The sequence below is a fragment of the Spirillospora sp. NPDC000708 genome, assembly GCF_040299565.1.
GTDB lineage: Bacteria > Actinomycetota > Actinomycetes > Streptosporangiales > Streptosporangiaceae > Spirillospora.
In genome coordinates, this window is record NZ_JBEPCJ010000005.1 from 41,040 (window position 1) to 57,848 (window position 16,809).

Annotated in this window: 13 protein-coding genes; 3 read left to right on the forward strand and 10 right to left on the reverse strand. The window is 71.3% G+C overall.

What is annotated here, in order from left to right:
- Positions 1-32: 32 nt before the first annotated feature.
- Genes ABT299_RS05670 through ABT299_RS05705 form a run of 8 tightly spaced genes read right to left on the reverse strand, consistent with a single transcriptional unit; the run spans position 33 to position 10,776 of the window.
- Complete coding sequence (locus ABT299_RS05670) at positions 33-1,082, reverse strand: amidohydrolase family protein (RefSeq protein WP_500249894.1); 1,050 nt, start codon at positions 1,080-1,082, stop codon at positions 33-35.
- Between the two features lie 7 nt (positions 1,083-1,089).
- Positions 1,090-2,700 (reverse strand): beta-N-acetylhexosaminidase, encoded by a 1,611-nt coding sequence (locus tag ABT299_RS05675; RefSeq protein WP_500249895.1) that lies wholly within the window; start codon positions 2,698-2,700, stop codon positions 1,090-1,092.
- A 12-nt stretch (positions 2,701-2,712) separates the two neighbouring features.
- Entirely contained in the window at positions 2,713-4,719 is a 2,007-nt protein-coding gene (locus ABT299_RS05680) for an NPCBM/NEW2 domain-containing protein (RefSeq protein WP_500249896.1), read from the reverse strand.
- 10 nt (positions 4,720-4,729) lie between these two features.
- Complete coding sequence (locus ABT299_RS05685; RefSeq protein ID WP_500249897.1) at positions 4,730-6,277, reverse strand: alkaline phosphatase D family protein; 1,548 nt, start codon at positions 6,275-6,277, stop codon at positions 4,730-4,732.
- Between the two features lie 12 nt (positions 6,278-6,289).
- Positions 6,290-7,600 (reverse strand): ABC transporter substrate-binding protein, encoded by a 1,311-nt coding sequence (locus ABT299_RS05690; protein ID WP_500249898.1) that lies wholly within the window; start codon positions 7,598-7,600, stop codon positions 6,290-6,292.
- Positions 7,601-7,615: 15 nt separating this feature from the next.
- Positions 7,616-8,425, reverse strand: a complete 810-nt coding sequence (locus tag ABT299_RS05695) for a carbohydrate ABC transporter permease (RefSeq protein WP_500249899.1) — start codon at positions 8,423-8,425, stop codon at positions 7,616-7,618.
- 9 nt (positions 8,426-8,434) lie between these two features.
- Positions 8,435-9,466, reverse strand: coding sequence for a carbohydrate ABC transporter permease (locus ABT299_RS05700; RefSeq protein WP_500249900.1), 1,032 nt, complete (start codon positions 9,464-9,466; stop codon positions 8,435-8,437).
- The gene (locus ABT299_RS05705) at positions 9,463-10,776 is read right to left on the reverse strand and encodes a glycoside hydrolase family 36 protein (RefSeq protein WP_500249901.1); all 1,314 of its coding nucleotides are present in this window, start codon (positions 10,774-10,776) and stop codon (positions 9,463-9,465) included. The genes ABT299_RS05700 and ABT299_RS05705 overlap by 4 nt, the downstream gene beginning before the upstream one ends.
- A gap of 161 nt (positions 10,777-10,937) precedes the next feature.
- Between ABT299_RS05705 and ABT299_RS05710 the strand changes: the two genes are divergently transcribed.
- Entirely contained in the window at positions 10,938-12,134 is a 1,197-nt protein-coding gene (locus tag ABT299_RS05710) for an ROK family transcriptional regulator (protein ID WP_500249902.1), read from the forward strand.
- 890 nt (positions 12,135-13,024) lie between these two features.
- On the opposite strand, the gene ABT299_RS05715 is transcribed toward ABT299_RS05710, so the two are convergent.
- Positions 13,025-13,813 carry a serine hydrolase gene (locus ABT299_RS05715; RefSeq protein ID WP_500249903.1) on the reverse strand — a complete coding sequence of 263 codons (789 nt, stop codon included), beginning with the start codon at positions 13,811-13,813 and terminating at the stop codon, positions 13,025-13,027.
- Positions 13,814-14,806: 993 nt separating this feature from the next.
- Here ABT299_RS05715 and ABT299_RS05720 point away from each other — a divergent pair.
- Positions 14,807-14,956 (forward strand): hypothetical protein, encoded by a 150-nt coding sequence (locus ABT299_RS05720; protein WP_500249904.1) that lies wholly within the window; start codon positions 14,807-14,809, stop codon positions 14,954-14,956.
- A 314-nt stretch (positions 14,957-15,270) separates the two neighbouring features.
- On the opposite strand, the gene ABT299_RS05725 is transcribed toward ABT299_RS05720, so the two are convergent.
- A complete protein-coding gene (locus ABT299_RS05725; RefSeq protein ID WP_500249905.1) occupies positions 15,271-15,879 on the reverse strand; it encodes a TetR family transcriptional regulator in 609 nt (202 codons plus the stop codon).
- 93 nt (positions 15,880-15,972) lie between these two features.
- Here ABT299_RS05725 and ABT299_RS05730 point away from each other — a divergent pair, with 93 nt between their 5' ends.
- A complete protein-coding gene (locus tag ABT299_RS05730; RefSeq protein WP_500249906.1) occupies positions 15,973-16,779 on the forward strand; it encodes an SDR family NAD(P)-dependent oxidoreductase in 807 nt (268 codons plus the stop codon).
- The last annotated feature ends 30 nt before the right edge of the window (positions 16,780-16,809 follow it).

The following is a 16,809-nucleotide window of genomic DNA, read 5'->3' on the forward strand; positions in this document are numbered from 1 at the left end:
GGGTTTCGGCTCCGCGTTAACGCCGGCCTGCGCTAGTGGAGTAGGCGCAAAGCGTTGCCGCTGTACACCTTTTCCAGCACGTCGTCGGGTAGGTCGAGTGCGGATATGGCCCAGCGTCCCTGGGGCGGAATCTCCTCGTCGGGGGCGTAGGGAAAGTGCTCGTCGGCGGTCTCCAGGAAGCGGTAGTGCGTGGGGTACGAGGACGCCGAGAGCGGGAAGGCGTCGGTGCCGAACAGGACGCGGTCGGGGTGGCGGGTGAACAGTGTCCGGGCCGCGCGGGGACGGCGGCCGAGTTCGGCGAGCCTGCCGGCGATGTCGATGTGGAAGTTCGGATGCTCGTCCAGCATGCGTGAGACCCATCGGAGGTCCTCGGCGTAGCAGCCGACGTGCGCGCCGATGAAGACGGTGCGCGGGTGGGCGGCGACGAGGCCTTCCAGGGCGACCATGAGTCGTTGGAAGGACGGGATTCCGGGGCGGTCGAAGTGCCAGTCCGGATGGGCCAGCAGTTCTTCGAGCCGCTCGTTGTGCCGGTCGGCGGGGTGGAAGAACGCCACCGGATCGGCGGTGTGGATCAGCACGGGCAGGCCGAGTTCGCCGGCTGCGGCGAAGACGGGGGCGAGGCGCGGATCGTCCGGCAGGACCAGGCGACCGTCGGGTCCGGTGTGGTGCAGGCCGAGCGTCTTCCAGACCTTGAGGCCGCGGGCGCCGCGCGCGTGCGAGTCTTCGAGGCTGCCCACCAGCCGGTCGACGCCGTCGCGCTCGCGGAGCAGGCCCCAGTCGAGCTGGCAGAACGTGAGGAACCGGCCCGGGTGGGCGCGGTCGTAGCGGTCGAGGTTGGCCGACAGATCCTCCCCCCACATGCCGTCGAGGTTCACGATGGCGGCCACGTCGTGCTCGTCCATGAGCGCGAGCAGCCGGCCCACGTCCGGCGCCATCCATCCGCCGTCTCCGGTGAGCCAGCGGCCGAGGTGGTTGTGGACGTCGACGCATCGGTACCGCGGCCGCGGGACATGGCTCCCGGGGATGGCGACGCTCGGGCGCGGCGCATAGTCGGACAGCCGCAGATCGTGGAGATCGGGCATGGCCGCCTCAACGGCCTTCGCGCAGGGGGCGGGTCCATTCGGAGACCTTCGCCTGCCAGGCGTCGTCCTCCTCGGGACGCCCGGCCACGCCGGGGCGGCGCTGCCAGGGCAGCGGTCCCCCTTCGGGACGGTACTCCACGCCGAGTGCGGCGAGGCGGTCCAGGTGGGCGTCGAGGCGCCGCCGGAACCCGGCCGGGTCCCGGTCCTCGGTGCTCCACACGGTCTCGGCGAAGGCGGCGAGCCGGGGGAAGGCCATGTAGTCCAGCTGCCGAGGGGAGTCGATCAGTTCGGTCCACAGGCAGCACTGGGCGCCGAGGATGTGGCGGGCCGCCCGGTCTCCCGCGAGCGCGGGCGGGATCGGTTCGAAGGCGTAGACGTCGTCGACGGTGAGGACGGTGCCGAACGGCACTGGTTCCTGGTCGCCGGGCGCCTGACGGTAGTCCAGGTAGACGGAGGTGTTGGGGCAGGGGACGACGTCGTGTCCGCTCTTGGCGGCGACCACGGTGCCGTGGTCGTCCCGCCACGAGGTGATGACGGTGTGCTCGGGCGCGCCCCTCCCCTCCAGGATCTCGTCCCAGCCGACCGTGCGTCGTCCGTGGGCGGCGAGGTGGCCCGCGATCCGGCCGATGATCCAGCTCTGCAGGTCGGCCTCGTCGCGCAGGCCGAGCTCGCGGATCCGGCGCTGCGCGGCCGGGCTCGCCCGCCACTGGTCCTTGCGGCATTCGTCGCCGCCGATGCTGATGTACGGGCTCGGGAACAGCTCCACGACCTCGTCCAGGACGTTCTGGAAGAACGCGATCGTGTGCTCCTCGGCGTTGAGGACGTTCGGGCCGACGCCCCAGGTCGTGGCAACGTCGAGGGGGGTGTCGAGGTTGCCGAGCTCGGGGTGGGCGGCGATCGCCGCCTGGGTGTGGCCGGGAAGGTCGATCTCCGGGACGACGGTGATGTGCCGCCGGGCGGCGTAGGCGACGATCTCGCGGACGTCGTCCTGGCTGTAGTAGCCGCCGTGGGGGCGCCCGTCGCCGGGACCGTTCCATCCGATCTGGCTCTCCCGGCGCCACGCACCGACTCCGGTCAGCCGCGGGTAGCGCCTGATCTCCAGCCGCCAGCCCTGGTCGTCGGTGAGGTGCAGGTGGAGGAAGTTCAGCTTGTGCAGGGCCATCAGGTCGATGAAGCGCAGCAGATCCGCTTTGGGGAGGAAGTTCCGGGCGACGTCGAGGAGGCAGCCGCGCCAGGAGAAGCGCGGCCGGTCCTCGATCCGGACGTGGGGCAGCGGGAGGCTCCGGCCGGCGGCGGCCTTCCGGTACGCCTCGGGCGGGAGGAGCTGCCGGAGGGTCTGCGCGCCGTAGAACGCGCCGGCGGCGTCGGCGGCCTCGATGAGCGCGCCGCCGTCCTCGACGCTCAGCCGGTACGCCTCGGGCGGCATCTCCCGGACCGCGAGCGTGATCCCGCCGGGCCGCGGCCCAGGCGGCAGCTCGCCGCCGGTGACCGGGCTCAGCTCGCCGCGCAGCCAGGCGGCGATCTCGGCGAGCGCGGGGGCGGCGGTCAGGGTGGTGTGCCGGTCGAGGACGAGCCGGCCTGGGCGGGTGTCGAGACGTACCGGTTTCGGGATGACCATCGAATGCCCCCGTCAGTCGCAGGTGATCTTCGCGTCGGCGAAGTCGGTGTGGTCGAAATAGGCGTTGTCGCCGCCGTTGGTGGCGACCAGGCGGATGTACCTGGCCCCCTTGACGGACGCGGTGACCTTCCGAGGCGGGCTGTCGCCGGTGAGGACGCCGGTACGGGCGGCCAGCTCCCCGTCGGCCCACACCTGGAAGTCCGCCGAGCCGCGGACGGTTCCGGGCGCGTCGACCTCGTCGTCGATCCCGGCGAAGAACTCGACGGTCGTGCAGCGTCCGGCCGTGTAGTAGCCGATCTCGGCGGGGGCCTGCGCGCCGAGCCCCTTGGCGTACCGGACGCCGCCGATCGTGAGGGGCCGCCCGTCGCCGGCGGCGGCGTCGCCGCCGCTCATGTCCTTCTCGACCGGGCCGAGGTGGTTCACCATCGTCGCCCACGGCACGTCGCTGAGGTGGCTCGTACCGGAGCCGGGCGCGGTCGCCACATGGACGACCGCGCTCCCGTCGAGTCCGTCCTTCCAACGGTCGGAGGTGACCTTCCCGGTCAGGGGATAGTCCCGCTGCGCGGCTCCGGACGGCGGGGTGACCGACCATCGGGTGGTGAACGTCGCGCCCGGGGCCAGCCTCCCGGCCGTGGACGGGGTGACCGCCGTCGCCTTCCAGCCGTCGGGCACGGTCAGCGAGACGGCGACGTTCCGTACCGGTGCGGTGCCCCCGGTGTTGGTCACCCGCGTCAGCAGGGAGCCGTCCTTGCCGGGCTCGACGGTGGTGGGCCGGGTCTCTCCGAGGACGGCGGCGGGGTCGATCTCGTAGGTCGGCAGCGGCGCGGCCGGATCCCGTCGCGTGCTGACGCGGTACATGACGGTGCCGTGCGCGGGCACCGCCGCGGAGATGTCCCCGCTGGTGCTCCACACGGCCCCGGTCCAGAGATCTTCCACGCGGTACCGGGACGCGGCGGGCAGTTTCAGCTCGCTCGCGGTGGTGGAGATCGTCTTCTCCCGGTCGCTCTCGTTGTAGAGGGCGACGGCGGTGTCACCGCCTGCCAGCGGCCGGGACAGGACGTGGTACCAGCCGTCGGTGCGGGCGAAGGCGGCGGCACGGCCGAGCGTGTCCTGATCGACCGCGACCACCCGGGGTTCGGCGACGATCGCGGCGGGCGCGTTGTCCGGAGCCGCCTGCAGGATCAGCGGGGCGGCGGCCATCGCCCACAGGCTGACCTGCGTGCGGTACTCGGTGCCGGTCATGCCGCCGAGTCCCGCCTGCAGCAGGTCCGGGTCGGCATGGCTGCGCGGGCCGGCGTACTGCAGGCGCAGCATCGCGGTCTCCCAGATGCCGAGCATGCCGGCGTAGGAGTCTGAAATCGGCTTGGTGACGAGGTTGGTCCGCCAGGTGGTGGCCAACTGCCCGCCCCACAGCCACGGGACGCTGTTGCCGTCCTCGTTGTTCATGGCGAACGCGATCCCATCGCCGAGCGCCTCCCGCATGCGCGGGTAGAGCTTCTGGGCGATGGCCTGGGAGTTCTGCCCGGGGAAGTCGGCGGTCGGGATCGAGCAGTAGTCGTACTTGACGTAGTCGACGCCCCATTGCTCGACGAGCGCGCCGTCGTCGGCCTCATGTCCGTAGGAGCCGGGACCGCCGCCGACGCACGTCTTGGTGCCCGCGGAGAGGTTGAGGCCGAACTTCAGGCCCGCGGCGTGGACGGCGTCGACCAGCGCCTTCATCCCGTCGGGGAAGCGGCCGGGGTCGGCGGCCAGCCGTCCGGAGGAGTCGCGCTTCCCGGCCTCCCAGCAGTCGTCGATGATCACGTACCGGTAGCCGGCGGCTTTGAGCGCCGCCAGGCCGGTGGCCGCCCGGCGCACCGAGGCGTCGGCGACCGAGCAGCCGAGGGCCCGGCTGCTCCAGCCCATCGGCGGAGTGTCGATGGCGGGCGGCGCCGCCGAGCGGGCCATCGCGCCGGACTGCGGCACGGTGGACATGGCGAGGAGCACCGCCGCGAGGGCGGCGGTCACGCGTCTGCGCATGATCGTCCTGTCAGGCCGGGTGGAGGCTCGGGTCGCCCGGCTCGATGGCGAACGAGCCGGAGGTGTAGGCGAGCGCGTAGGGCTGGGTCACGACGGGAAGCGACCGGAAGTCGACCTTCATCTCCCGTCCGGAGATGACGCTGCGGACATAGCCCCGCCGGCCGTTGAAGAACTTGACGTGCGGGTTCTCGGCGAGCAGCTGCCCGGTGTTCGGGTATTCGTCCAGGCCGTTGCCCGCGGACGTGACCGACGTGCTCACGAGTTCGACCGCCACGGACTCGGACTCGGGGTCCTGGTAGTCGCGCTTGACCTCGCCCGCCCAGTGCGAATGCACGTCACCGGTGAGGACGACCCCGTTGCGCTTGTTGTCGCCGATCGCCGCGGCCACGCGGTCGCGGCTGGCGGTGTAGCCGTCCCAGCCCTCGTTGGAGTAGCCCTTCGCCTCGCCGTTCGTCCAGTCCATCTCCATGAGGAAGACCTGCTGGACCAGCAGGTCCCAGGTGGCGCCGGACTCTTTCAGCTGACCGGCGAGCCAGGCCTCCTGCTCCTGGCCGAGGATGGTGCGGTTCGGAGCGAGGCGTTCGGTGCAGTCGGCGCCGATCGTCCCGGACTTGCCGTCGTTGCAGGCGTACAGGTCGCGGTACTGGCGAGTGTCGAGCATGTGAAGGTTGGCGACCGATCCCCACCGCACCGTCCGGTACAGATGGAGCGCCGCGCCGACGGGCTTCTGCGCGCGGCGCAGCGGCATGTTCTCGTAGAACGCCTGGAACGCGGCGGCCCGTCTGGGCAGGAACGGCGGGGCGGGCTGTTCGGGCACGTCGCCCGCCCAGGCGTTCTCTACGTCGTGGTCGTCGAAGACGGTGACCCACGGCGCGATCGCGTGCGCGAGCTGCAGCTCCGGGTCGGTCTTGTGCTGGGTGTGCCGCAGCCGGTAGCCGGCGAGGTCGAAGCACTCGCCGCCCGCCTGGTCCCGCACCGGGTATTTGTAGTCGCCGTACTCGTAGATGTAGTCGCCTAGGAAGGCGATGAGGTCCGGGTGGTCCTCCGCCATCCTCCGGTAGGCCGTGAACCAGCCGACCTGGTAGTCGGCGCAGGAGGTGAAGGAGAGGTTGAGGTCGCGGCCGCTCGTGCCGGGCGCCGGCGCGGTGAGCGTCCGCCCGACCGGGGACACCTGTCCCCCGGCCTTGAAGCGGTAGAAGTACTCGGCGCCGGGCCGCAGGCCGTCGAGTTCGACGTGCACGCTGTGCGCGGACTCGGGGCGCGCGACCTGCGTGCCCCGCCGGACGACCGTGCGGAAGCGCACGTCCTCGGCGACCTGCCATTCGACGGGGACGGGCCGGTGCGGCATGCCGCCGAGGCCGTCGGGGGCGAGCGGGTCGGTGGCGAGGCGGGTCCACAGGACGACGCCGTCTGGGGACGGTTCGCCGGAGGCGACACCGAGCCGGAACACCTCGCCCAGCGGGGCGCGCCGGGCCGCCGCGCGCACGGGTGGGACACCCAGTGCGGCGGCGATGCCCAGGCTCGCGCCCCCGGCGAGAAGGGAACGCCGGGTGATCATGGGGCTCCTCGACTACTTGACCAGCGCGTCGCCGTCGCGGACGGCCTGGTCGGCGGCCTGCTGCGGGGTGAGCTTGCCGAGGTACATGTCGTTGAAGGTCTGGTTGAGCTTGTTCTCGAACGCGGTGAAGCCGGTCGTGACGGGCAGGTTGAACGTGGCGCCCCGCGACTCCTCGAGGAAGGGCGAGACGTCCAGGCCCTTCTGCTTCCAGTAGTCGAGGTAGCCCTGGGAGAGGCCGTTCAGCGCGGGGAAGACGTAGCCGCCGTCCGCCATGATCTTCTGTGCCTCGGGCCCGGAGAGGAAGCGGGCCAGTTTCATCGCGGCCTCCATGTGGGCGCTTCTGGAGTAGACGGCCTCGGAGAGCCCGTTGATGTTCACGACGCGTCCGGCGGGGCCCGCCGGCATCGGCGCGATGCCGATCGTGAAGTTCGCGCCGGGGGCGACGAACGGCAGGAGCGCGTTGTTGGCGGGGAACATCGCCACCCGGCCCTGCTTGAACATCTCGTTGATCTTGTCGCTGGGCGGGTTGGTCTGCGCGGCCGGCGGCGCCACGTGGTACTTGTTCACCAGGTCGACGCCGAACTGCAGGGCCTGCACCGAGGCGGCGTCGTTGAAGGCGTACTTGCCGAACGGCTTGTCGACCAGCTTGCCGCCGTTGGAGCTGACCCAGTTCATCCACTGGGTCTGGTAGTGGTTCCAGGACGCGAAGCCGTACTGCTTCACCTTGCCGGCGTCGAATCCCGCCTGGTCGGGATGCCTGCCCTTGTCGTCGACCGTCAGCTTGCGGGCCGTCTCCAGCAGGGTCCCCGAGCCGTCGGGCGTCCAGGTGAGCTTGTCCGGCATCGTGACGCCGGCCTTCTTGAACAGGTCCTCGTTGTAGAGGAGGCCGACGATGCCGAAGTCCTTCGGCACGCCGTACAGCTTGCCCTTGTAGGTGTAGGACTGCACGACGTTCGCGTTGTACTTGGTGGTGTCGAGCTTGAGGGCGTCCAGGTCGGCCAGGATCCCCTTGGTGACGAACTCGGGGAACTGCGAGGTCTGCATCCAGAAGACGTCCGGTGCCGTGCCCGCGACCGCGTCGGCGGTCATCTTGGTCCAGTACTGGTCGTACGGAAGCAGCTCGATCTTCACGTGGACGCTGGGGTCGGCCTTCTCGAAGGCGGCCATCACCTTCTGGTAGCCGGCCTTCTGCTGGTCGTCCCAGAGGCGGTAGGTGAGCGTGACGGAGCCGCCGGAGCCGCCGGAGCCGCCGCAGGCCGTCGCGGTGGACAGGAGTGCGGCGCCGAGCACGGCCGCGATCGTGCGGATTCGGGGGGATGTCATTGCGGCTGACCTCTTCTACTTGAGGCCGGTGAGGACCACCGAGCGGACGATGTATCTCTGGAAGGCGACGAACACCGCGACCATGGGCACCAGGGCGATCAGGGCGGCGGCGGTCATCTGGTTGGGGTCGACCCCGATGGAGCCCTTCAGCCCGGCGATCCCCACGGTGACGACCCTGGTGTCGTCACCGCTGGTGATGATCAGCGGCCACATGAAGTTGTTCCAGGACGAGATGACGGTGATGATCGCGAGGGTGCCGAGGGCGGGGCGCGACAGCGGCAGGACGATGCGCAGCAGGATGGTGAGCGGCCCGGCGCCGTCGATGCGCGCCGCGTCCTCCAGCCCTGCGGGCAGGGCGCGGAAGAACTGCCGCATCAGGAAGATCCCGTACGGCGTGCCGAGCAGGTACGGCGCGAGCAGCCCCCACCAGGTGTTGACCAGGTGCAGCTCGCGCATGATCAGGAAGAGCGGGATCATGGTGACCGCGCTGGGCACCATCATCGTGGCCACGTACAGCCAGAACAGCACGTCACGGCCGCGGAAGCGCAGCCGCGCGAACGCGTAGGCGGCGAAGGTGGTGAACACCAGCTGCCCGGCGGTCAGCGCGGCCGTCATCAGCAGCGTGTTGCCGAGGTAGCCGGCGAAGCCCGAGTGCAGCACCCGGTCGAGGTTGGCGAAGGTGGGCGGCAGCCCGGGCTCCCACGGCTCGGTGCCGCTGAGCTGCCGCGGCGTCTTCAGCGCGGTCAGCGCGACCAGGAGGTAGGGGAAGACGGAGACGAAGGCGCCGACGACCAGCGCGGCGTAGAGCGCGGTGCGCTTGACCATGGTCCCTCCTCAGCTCAGGTCGTAGGTGGTGCGCTTGGCGAAGAACCGGACCTGGGCGAGCGTCACCGCGAGGATGAGCAGGAACAGCAGCGCGGCCAGCGTCGAGGCGTACCCGAAGTCGAACCGGCGGAAGGCCGTCTCGAAGATCCTGAAGTTGAGCACCTCCGTACTGCCGCTCGGCCCGCCGTCGGTCATCGCGTAGACCGTGTCGAAGATCTGGAACGCTCCGACCAGGTTCGTCACGGTGACGAAGAACGTCGTCGGGTTCAGCAGCGGCAGGGTGATCTGGAAGAACCGCTGGACCGGGCTCGCGCCGTCGGTGGCCGCCGCGTCGTACAGCTCCTGCGGGATCCCCTGCAGCCCGGCCAGGAAGAACAGCATGGTGTAGCCGCTGTACTGCCACACGTTGACGAGCGCGACCGACGGCAGCGCCCACGACGGGTCGGTCAGCCAGTCCGGCCCGCTCACCCCGGCGACGCCGAGCAGCTTGTTCAGCGCGCCGTCCCGCGGGTCGAAGATCCACGTCCACACCAGGCCCATCACGATCGGCGTGGCCATCCACGGCACGACGAACAGCGCGCGGTAGAACGCCACGCCCTTGACCCGCTGGTTGAGCAGCAGCGCCAGCAGCAGGCCCAGGACGGTCTGCGCCGGGATGCTCAACAGGACGAACAGGACGGTCACCCATACCGAGTGCCACGTCTCGCCGTCCCCGGCGAGCCGCCGGTAGTTCGCCAGGCCGGCGAAGGACGGGCTGGAGAGCAGCTCCCAGTGGAACAGGCTCAGCCCGAGCACGATCAGCAGGGGCAGCAGCAGGAAGGCGAACACGCCGAACAGGCTCGGAGCGACGAACAGGTAGGCGTACCAGTTCGTGCGCCACAGGCGGCGGCGCGGGCGGGCACCGGCTCCACGCGCGGCCGGCCGGCCACGGGCCGGCTCCTCGGGCGTGCCTGCGGCCGGGGCTGCCACGGCGGCTCGGCCGCGCTCGGCGCCGTCCGCCGAGTCGGCCCGTCCCGGCAGGTGGTCGGCGCTGCTCGTCACGACGGCTCCGTCCGGGTCGGCACCATGAGCCGCCGGGTCGTCTCCAGGCCCCACGCGTCCAGCGCGGCGATCGGGTCGCCGGATCCGCGCAGCCCGCCGCCGGCCTCGATGTGCTCGGCCCACTCCTCGCGCGCCTCGACCTCCGGCCGGGCCATGATGCAGTCGGGGTCGTTCACCCACCAGCGGGCGTGCAGGAACTCGCGCGCGGCTCCCGTGAGCCGGGCGCCGAGCTGCGACGGCTGGCTGAGGTCGCCCGCCTTCGGCAGCACCCGGGGCGCGGTGTCCGGGCTGACGCGCATGATGTCGGCCAGGCCGATGCTCGGCAGCAGGGGCGCACCGCAGGCGTGCAGCGCGGCGTCCGGGCCGATGGCCGTGCGGATCAGTTCGAGACCGCGCCGGTAGGCGGCGATCGGGCCGATGTCCTCGTGCCGGCGCCCGGGCAGCGCCCCCGCGTAGAGGTAGTCGAGCTTGAAGTGGCTCAGGCCCAGCGCCCGGAACCGCGTGAAGACCTCGGCCAGGTGCGCGGCGGCGTCGGGGTGCGTGACGTCCAGGACGGCGAGGTCCTGGTCCCACATCACGCCGGCGTGCGCGCCGCCGACGAGCCAGTCCGGATGGTCCCGGAAGGTTCGGCTGCGCCGGCCGACGAGGAAGGGCGCCACCCAGATGCCCGCACGCCGACCCGACTCCAGGACGGCGCCGACGGACCGTTCCAGCGACCCGAACCCGGGGCGGAGGTCCAGCCAGTCGCCGATCTCGGCCTCGTAGCCGTCGTCGATGAGGAACATGTCGGCCTCGATGCCATGCCGTTCGGCCAGGGCGAGATTGTCGAGGATGTCGGCGTCGGTGACCTTGTCCCAGTACCCGTACCAGGAGCACCACATGGGCGGCACGGCCGGGATTCGATCGGGGGCGTGGCTTGCGGCGACGCCGTCCGCCCACCACCGCAGCGCGGCGTCCAGGCCGCCGCCGACCTCATGGCGCGTGACGGGCCCGTCGGCGGACACGACCAGCCGGCCGTCCGCCCTACGAGCCCGGATCGAGGGCACCTCCCCCGGACCCGGGCCCGAGAAGACCGACACCGGGCCGTCGTCACCGGGATCGACCGCCAGCAGGCCCTCGCCCTGGAACGCCCCGGCCGGAACGGGCGTCTCCGGGCGGTAGCAGATGGTCTGCACGTTGTCGTCCGCGGGACGCGGCGGCGTCTCGCCGAGCCGGTAGGCGCCGGTCGGGCTCCATGACTGCCAGCCGAACTCGAAAACCCGCGTCCGGGGCGAGAGACCGGTGATCTCTCCGACATCGGTGAACGGCATCGGATGCTCTCACTTCCAGGAGAGTTACAGAGGAGACCATCATTAGTACACTGGCCGAAGGTGGATGGCAATGGGCGCTTTGCGCTGGACCTGGCCTCCACCTAGGCTGGCCGGGTAGGCCGGTGACCGCCCCACCCTCTGTTTTTGAAGGGGACCTTCTGATGTCGACGATGCCGCCGATGGGTGGCGACCTGTCCCGGTTGCGGCAGCTCAACGCGCTGACCGTGATCAAGACACTGCGCGGGGCCGAGGCGGCGACCTTGTCCGCGCTGGCCGAGCGCACCGGACTGTCGCGGCCCTCCACCAAGGAGGTCATCGACGAACTGAGCGCCATGGGATGGGTGGAGGAGGTCCCCCCGGCGCCCGGCACGATGGGCCGACCCGCCCGGCGCTACCGGTTCCGCGCCGACGGCGGGCACCTCATGGGCCTCGACATCGGCGCCTACCACATCCGCGCCGCCCTCGCCGACCTCGACGGCAACGTCCTCGCCGAGACGCGCCGCCCGGCGCACCCCGCCGCGCCGCTCGAGGACCGGCTCGCGGCGATAGAGCAGGCCGCCGCCGCCTGCCTCGCCCTGGGCGGCCTGACGATCGCCGACCTGTGGACGGTGGCGGTCGGCACCACCGGGCTCGTCGGCCCCGACGGCCGGGTCATCATGTCCGCGTCGATCCCGGCCTGGCGCGACCTCGACCTCGAGGGACTGCTCGGCGAGAGGTTCCCCTGCCGGGTGCTGGTCGAGAACGACAGCCGGCTCGCCGCCCTGGCCGAGACCAGGCGCGGCGTGGCCCGCGACGCCAAGGACGTGGTCTTCCTGCACATCGGGCGGCGCATGGGCACCGGCCTGATCATCGACGGCCGGCTCCATCGCGGCTTCGGGGCGGCCGCGGGCGAGATCGTCATGCTTCCCGAGGCGGGCTGGCGAGACGGACCGGTGGACCTCAACAACGCCGCGATCGTCCCCGACGGCCTACCGCCCGAGGACGCCGCCGGATTCACCCTCGCGGCCGCGCGCGACGGCGACCCCACCGCCCTCGACGCCGTCGCGCGCTTCTCCGACAAGCTCGCGATCGGCACCGCCGCGGCGGTGCTCCTCCTCGACCCTGAGATCGTGGTGCTCGGCGGAGGCTTCTCCCGCTCCGCCGACGTCCTGCTGCCGCCCCTGCGCTCCCGCCTCGAACGAGTCTGCCTGCGCATGCCGAGGCTCAGCGGATCCACCCTCGGCGACGAGTGCGTCGTGCTCGGCGCCATCGACTACGCGATCGAGCACCTCGACCAGCTCTTCTTCGCCCCCGACGCCCCAGCCCTGCGCCCGCCGGTCCGTCCCGCGCCCTCGCCTGCGAGCCTCGGCCCCGCGTGAACCTCGAACTGTCTCCCGCCGCTCATAACCGGATAGGGCGACAAGCTGGAACCTGCCGAGCCCGCACCGCGGCATTTCATCCGCCCTCAACTCCGCTTCGAACTATGCAAGCCCCAGAGCCGGCCTCGTTCGCCCGTACTTTTCTCGTGTGTCGTCTACCAGCGAGGAGCAGCTCGGACGGCTGACCCTGAACCGGATCCGACCAATCATCAAATCCGGCATCCTTCGATCGAGCGCATTTCCCCGACGGCCTTACCCTCCGCGGCGGGGCGCGGAGGGTAAGGGACGGGCGCCCTGACCAGGTGTCAGGCCAGGCCGAGTCTGGGCCGGACCCAAGCGGCCAGCCTGCGGATCGCGTCATCGGCCTCCGGCGCGCGTCCCGCGGCCATCTGGAAGGTGTGCTGCTCCCCTGGGAAGACGTTCGGCCCGAACGTCGACACCGGCCCTGCGGGCGTTCTCCTCCAACTGAAGGCTCCCACCGAGCACTGCGAGCGCCCCGACGACCTCCTTGAAGAAGAAGGCCTCCGCTTCGCTGCAGATCCGTCTCCTCCCAGTCCACCGGTCCATCAAGGATGATGACGGCCGCGGGCCGGGCTCGGGATGGGTCGACGGGAGCGAACCCCGCCCCCACCCCGAATCCGCGCTGCTCGTCGTGGGTCTGTCGGCTAGGGGACTGCTCACCGGGCTGCTGCCGCGGCCCGTCGCGTGGATCGGGCTGGTGATCGCCCCGGCCTGTATGGCCAGGACGCTGACGCTGGTGGGCTCCGGGGTTCACCTTCCCCGTCCCCGTCGTCCGCTTCGGCGGCCCGCTGTGGCTGATCACCGCGGCCGCGTTGCAGCCGCCCACCCGGCACGAGGCGCGATCCTGGGGGGCGAGTCGGCGTGACCGGCTACCGCTGGGAGGCGCGGCCGGACGAGGTCGCGCGGGCGAGGGCGGCGACGACGCTCGCGCACGCGTGCTCGACGGCCGCGATCCCCTTCTCCAGCGTGGAGTCGCGCTCGGACACGGCCGCGACCAGGAACAGCCGGCCGGCGTCGCGGATCAGGCCGATGCTGTTGACCGTCCAGCGCCCGTCGTGGATCTCGCGGGGCAGCCAGCCGTTCTTGAGCGCGACCTGCGCCCCGTCCCCGGCCGCGGCGCTCACCCCCCACGCCTGCTCCGGCGTCACGTCCGCCATCAGTTTCCGCAGGTAGCGGCGGCCGGAGGCGTGCAGGGCGGAGCGGTCAGAGGTGAGCGCGGCCAGCAGCCGGACCTGGTCGGCGGCGCCGGTCGTGGTCGCTCCCCACGCCCCGCCCCCGCCGGGGATCGTGTCGCGCAGGCCGAGCCTGCGGTTGGCCGACGCCAGCCCGGACGCCCCGCCGATCTCGTTCCACAGCGCGCTGGCCGCGTCGTTGTCGCTGATCCGGATCGCCTTCTCGGCGAGCGTCCGCTCCGATGCGGTCAGGGCGCGCTTCTCCCGCTGGGCGCGCAGCAGCAGGGCGATGACGATGTCGACCTTGACGATGCTGGCGGTCGCCGTCCGCAGGTCGCCGTTGTAGGTGAAGCCGAGGCCCGTGGTGACCTCCCGCACTGACACCGACAGGTCGCCGGGCATGTCGCGGAGGTAGCGGTCGAGCGCGCGGGTGAGGGACGCGCGCTCCGACCGGCCGAACGCCGGAGACCTGGACGGTGCGGGCATCGGGCTTATGGTGGGCGGTGGGGTCGCCGCGCGGGGCGGGACTGTCTCCCGGACAACGACCGATGAGCCTGCCGCCAATAGGACGGCGGCACCGGCGAGCACCGCCATCAGAAGCGCGATCGGCCTCATGACGGCGGGGACGGAACGTCGGAATCCATGATCGCGAGTGTTCCGAGCCGGCCGTTACCCTGCCGTTAACAGATTTGCATGCCACGGCTCGCTCACGTTCGGGCTGACCGCGCACGCTGAGCATTCCGGCTCCACGCTTCGACCACGCCATTGCGGGACGAAGACGCTTCGGGAGTCGGTGAGTTCGGCGGGGAATCCGATCACGACCAGCTCACGGTAGGGGTCTGCGGCAACTTGATTGCCTCCGCCGGCAACCCGGCGACCGCGCCGCGGCCCAGGCTGAGAGGCCGGTCGGCAGCAGGTGGCCGGATCCGGTGCCCCGTGGTGCCGTTCGCCCTTCTTGGCCGCGGCGCGGCGACCGCGAGGTACGGTCACGACATCGGTCCCGACGACTGCGACGAGTGGCCGTGCCGCCATAGGGGCCGCGCGGCCGCTGGAACGGCGATGTCGCCGGATTTGTCGCGAGCCGACGGGCTTTGTGTGGCGAGTGGGGCCGGATCTGATCGGTATTCACCTGTCCAAGTGGTGCTTTCCGACATATTGGGGTTATGCGGATCGGGGTGCTCATCGGCGGGATCTTGCTCGCGGTGGGGTGGGCAGCGGGCAATTTGATCTATGGCGCGGCGGGGCGGGCGTTCGGGCTTCCGGTGGGGGACGCCTGGCATCCGGCAGTCGTGACCGCGCTGGCCGACTGCCGGGCCGCCATCGTGCTCCTGGACCAGCGGGCCCTGGAATCGTCCTGGGTGCGGCGAGAGGTCACGATCTTGATGTGCCACGTCGTCGGCGCGCCTGTACTGGGAGAGCTTCGCCAACTTCCGGGACAGGGTGACCGCGCCATCCGGGCCGTCGGTCTACCCGCGCGACATGACCCGCCCGTCGAGGCGGGAGGCCGAGCTGCGGTTCACCGACCTGCGCTGGTTCGAGGAGCTGCCGCACGGTGGCCACTTCGCCGCGCTGGAGCAGCCGGAGTCGCTGGTCAAGCAGGTGCGCGGATTCTTCCACCTGTTCCGCTGACTGTAAGTGCCACCCCGGGCGCCACGGTTCGCGCCAGCCGCTGAGAGGAGACGGCGCCCAGGTCATCCCTGAGGTCCAGCAGGGTCCGGGCGGCGTGATCGGGCTGGCGGCGCAGGAGCTGGACGTGGTCCAGCTCCTGCACCGATCAGAGCCCGGTGCGGCGCTCGTGCGAGCGGCGAGCGATGACGGAGGCGGCGTAGTGTTACCACGGCGCGAGCACCGGGAAGCAGACGCGACCACCGCCGACCGCCGATGTGTCGTCAACCGCTGCAGAACCGGTGGAGGCGTTCCTGGACCCCGGGAGGGCGGGGCGTTCAGGTGCCCGGCGTGCTCTGGCGTACTGCCGTGACCGCCGCCAGGACCAGTTCTTCCAGGGGCTCGGCGCCGTCGCTTCGGGTCCATGCCTCGCCGGCGACGTCCAGGCAGGCGAGCACGCAGGCGACGATCGCGGCGGCGCGCAGGTCGTGCTCGTCGCCGGGCGCGCGGCCGAGGCGGCGGCGGATCTCGGGGGTGAGCAGTTCCTGCCAGTGCAGGTGCTTTTCGATACTGCGGGCGCGCAGCGACGGTGTCCCGTAGAGCATCTTAGAGATCTTCAGCGTGGTCGCCTCGTCTCGGCCGGGGCGCGGGGCGTCACGCAGCGCGTTGAGCAGGGCTGTCCAGGCGTCCTCGTGGTCGGGCCGAGCGAGCAGCCGTTCGCGGATCCGTTCGCCCTGGGCGGCCAGGTCGCCCAAGACGATGTCCTCCTTGGTGCCGAAGTAGCGGAAGAAGGAGCGGCGGGAGATGCCGGCCGCGGCGGCGATGTCGTCGATGGTGGTCGCCTCAAAGCCGCGCTCCAGAAACAGCTCCATCGCGATGCGGGCGACCTCGGCGTGGACGGCCTGGCGGGTACGCGCCCACAGCTTGTCCTCGATGGGATCCGGCATTCTCACATCCTAACGCCCAAGTGACTGTTTGACACTCAGTGCCAGGCGGACCTACGGTGCCAATGTCCCTGCAACGAACCTCTCGGAGGAGTCATGACACCTGTCGACTACCGCGGCCAGACCACCCTCATCACCGGCGCCAGCTCGGGCATCGGCGCCGAGTTCGCCCGGCGGCTCGCTGCCCGCGGCTCCGACGTGGTGCTCGCCGCCCGGCGCCTGGACCGGCTGGAGCGGCTCGCCGACGAACTCGCGACGGCCCACGGCGTCACCGCCACCCCGATCGCCGTGGACCTGGCCCAGCCCGGCGCCGCGAACGAACTCGACGCCGCCCTGACCGGGCGGGGCCTGGCGGTGACCAGCTTGGTGAACAACGCCGGGTTCGCCACCAACACCGCGTTCCACCGGACCGACCCGCAGCGGCTGGCCGCCGAGATCGCCGTCAACGTCACCAGCCTGACCGAACTGAGCCGAGTGTTCATCGAACGGCTGCGGGCCCGTCCCGGCGGCGTGCTGGTCAACGTCGCCAGCATGGCCGCCTACCAGGCCACCCCGACCATGGCCGTCTACGGCGCGACCAAGGCGTTTGTGCTGAGCCTCACCGAGGCGCTGTGGTACGAGTCGCGCGGCAGCGGGCTGCGCGTGCTGGCGCTGTCGCCGGGCGCGACCGAGACCGAGTTCTTCGACGTCGCCGGGGACCGGGCCGACGGCGGCACCGGGCGCATGCACCCGGAGCAGGTCGTCGAGACCGCCCTGCGGACTCTGGACCGACGCGACCCGCCGCCCAGCGTGATCGCCGGCAGGCGCAACCGGCTGATGGCCAACGCGGGACGGTTGGCCGGCCGCCGCAGGATGACCATGACCATCGGCTCCATGATGGACCGCACCGCGGCGAGACACTGACACACACCCGATTGCGAATCGGCTCGTCAG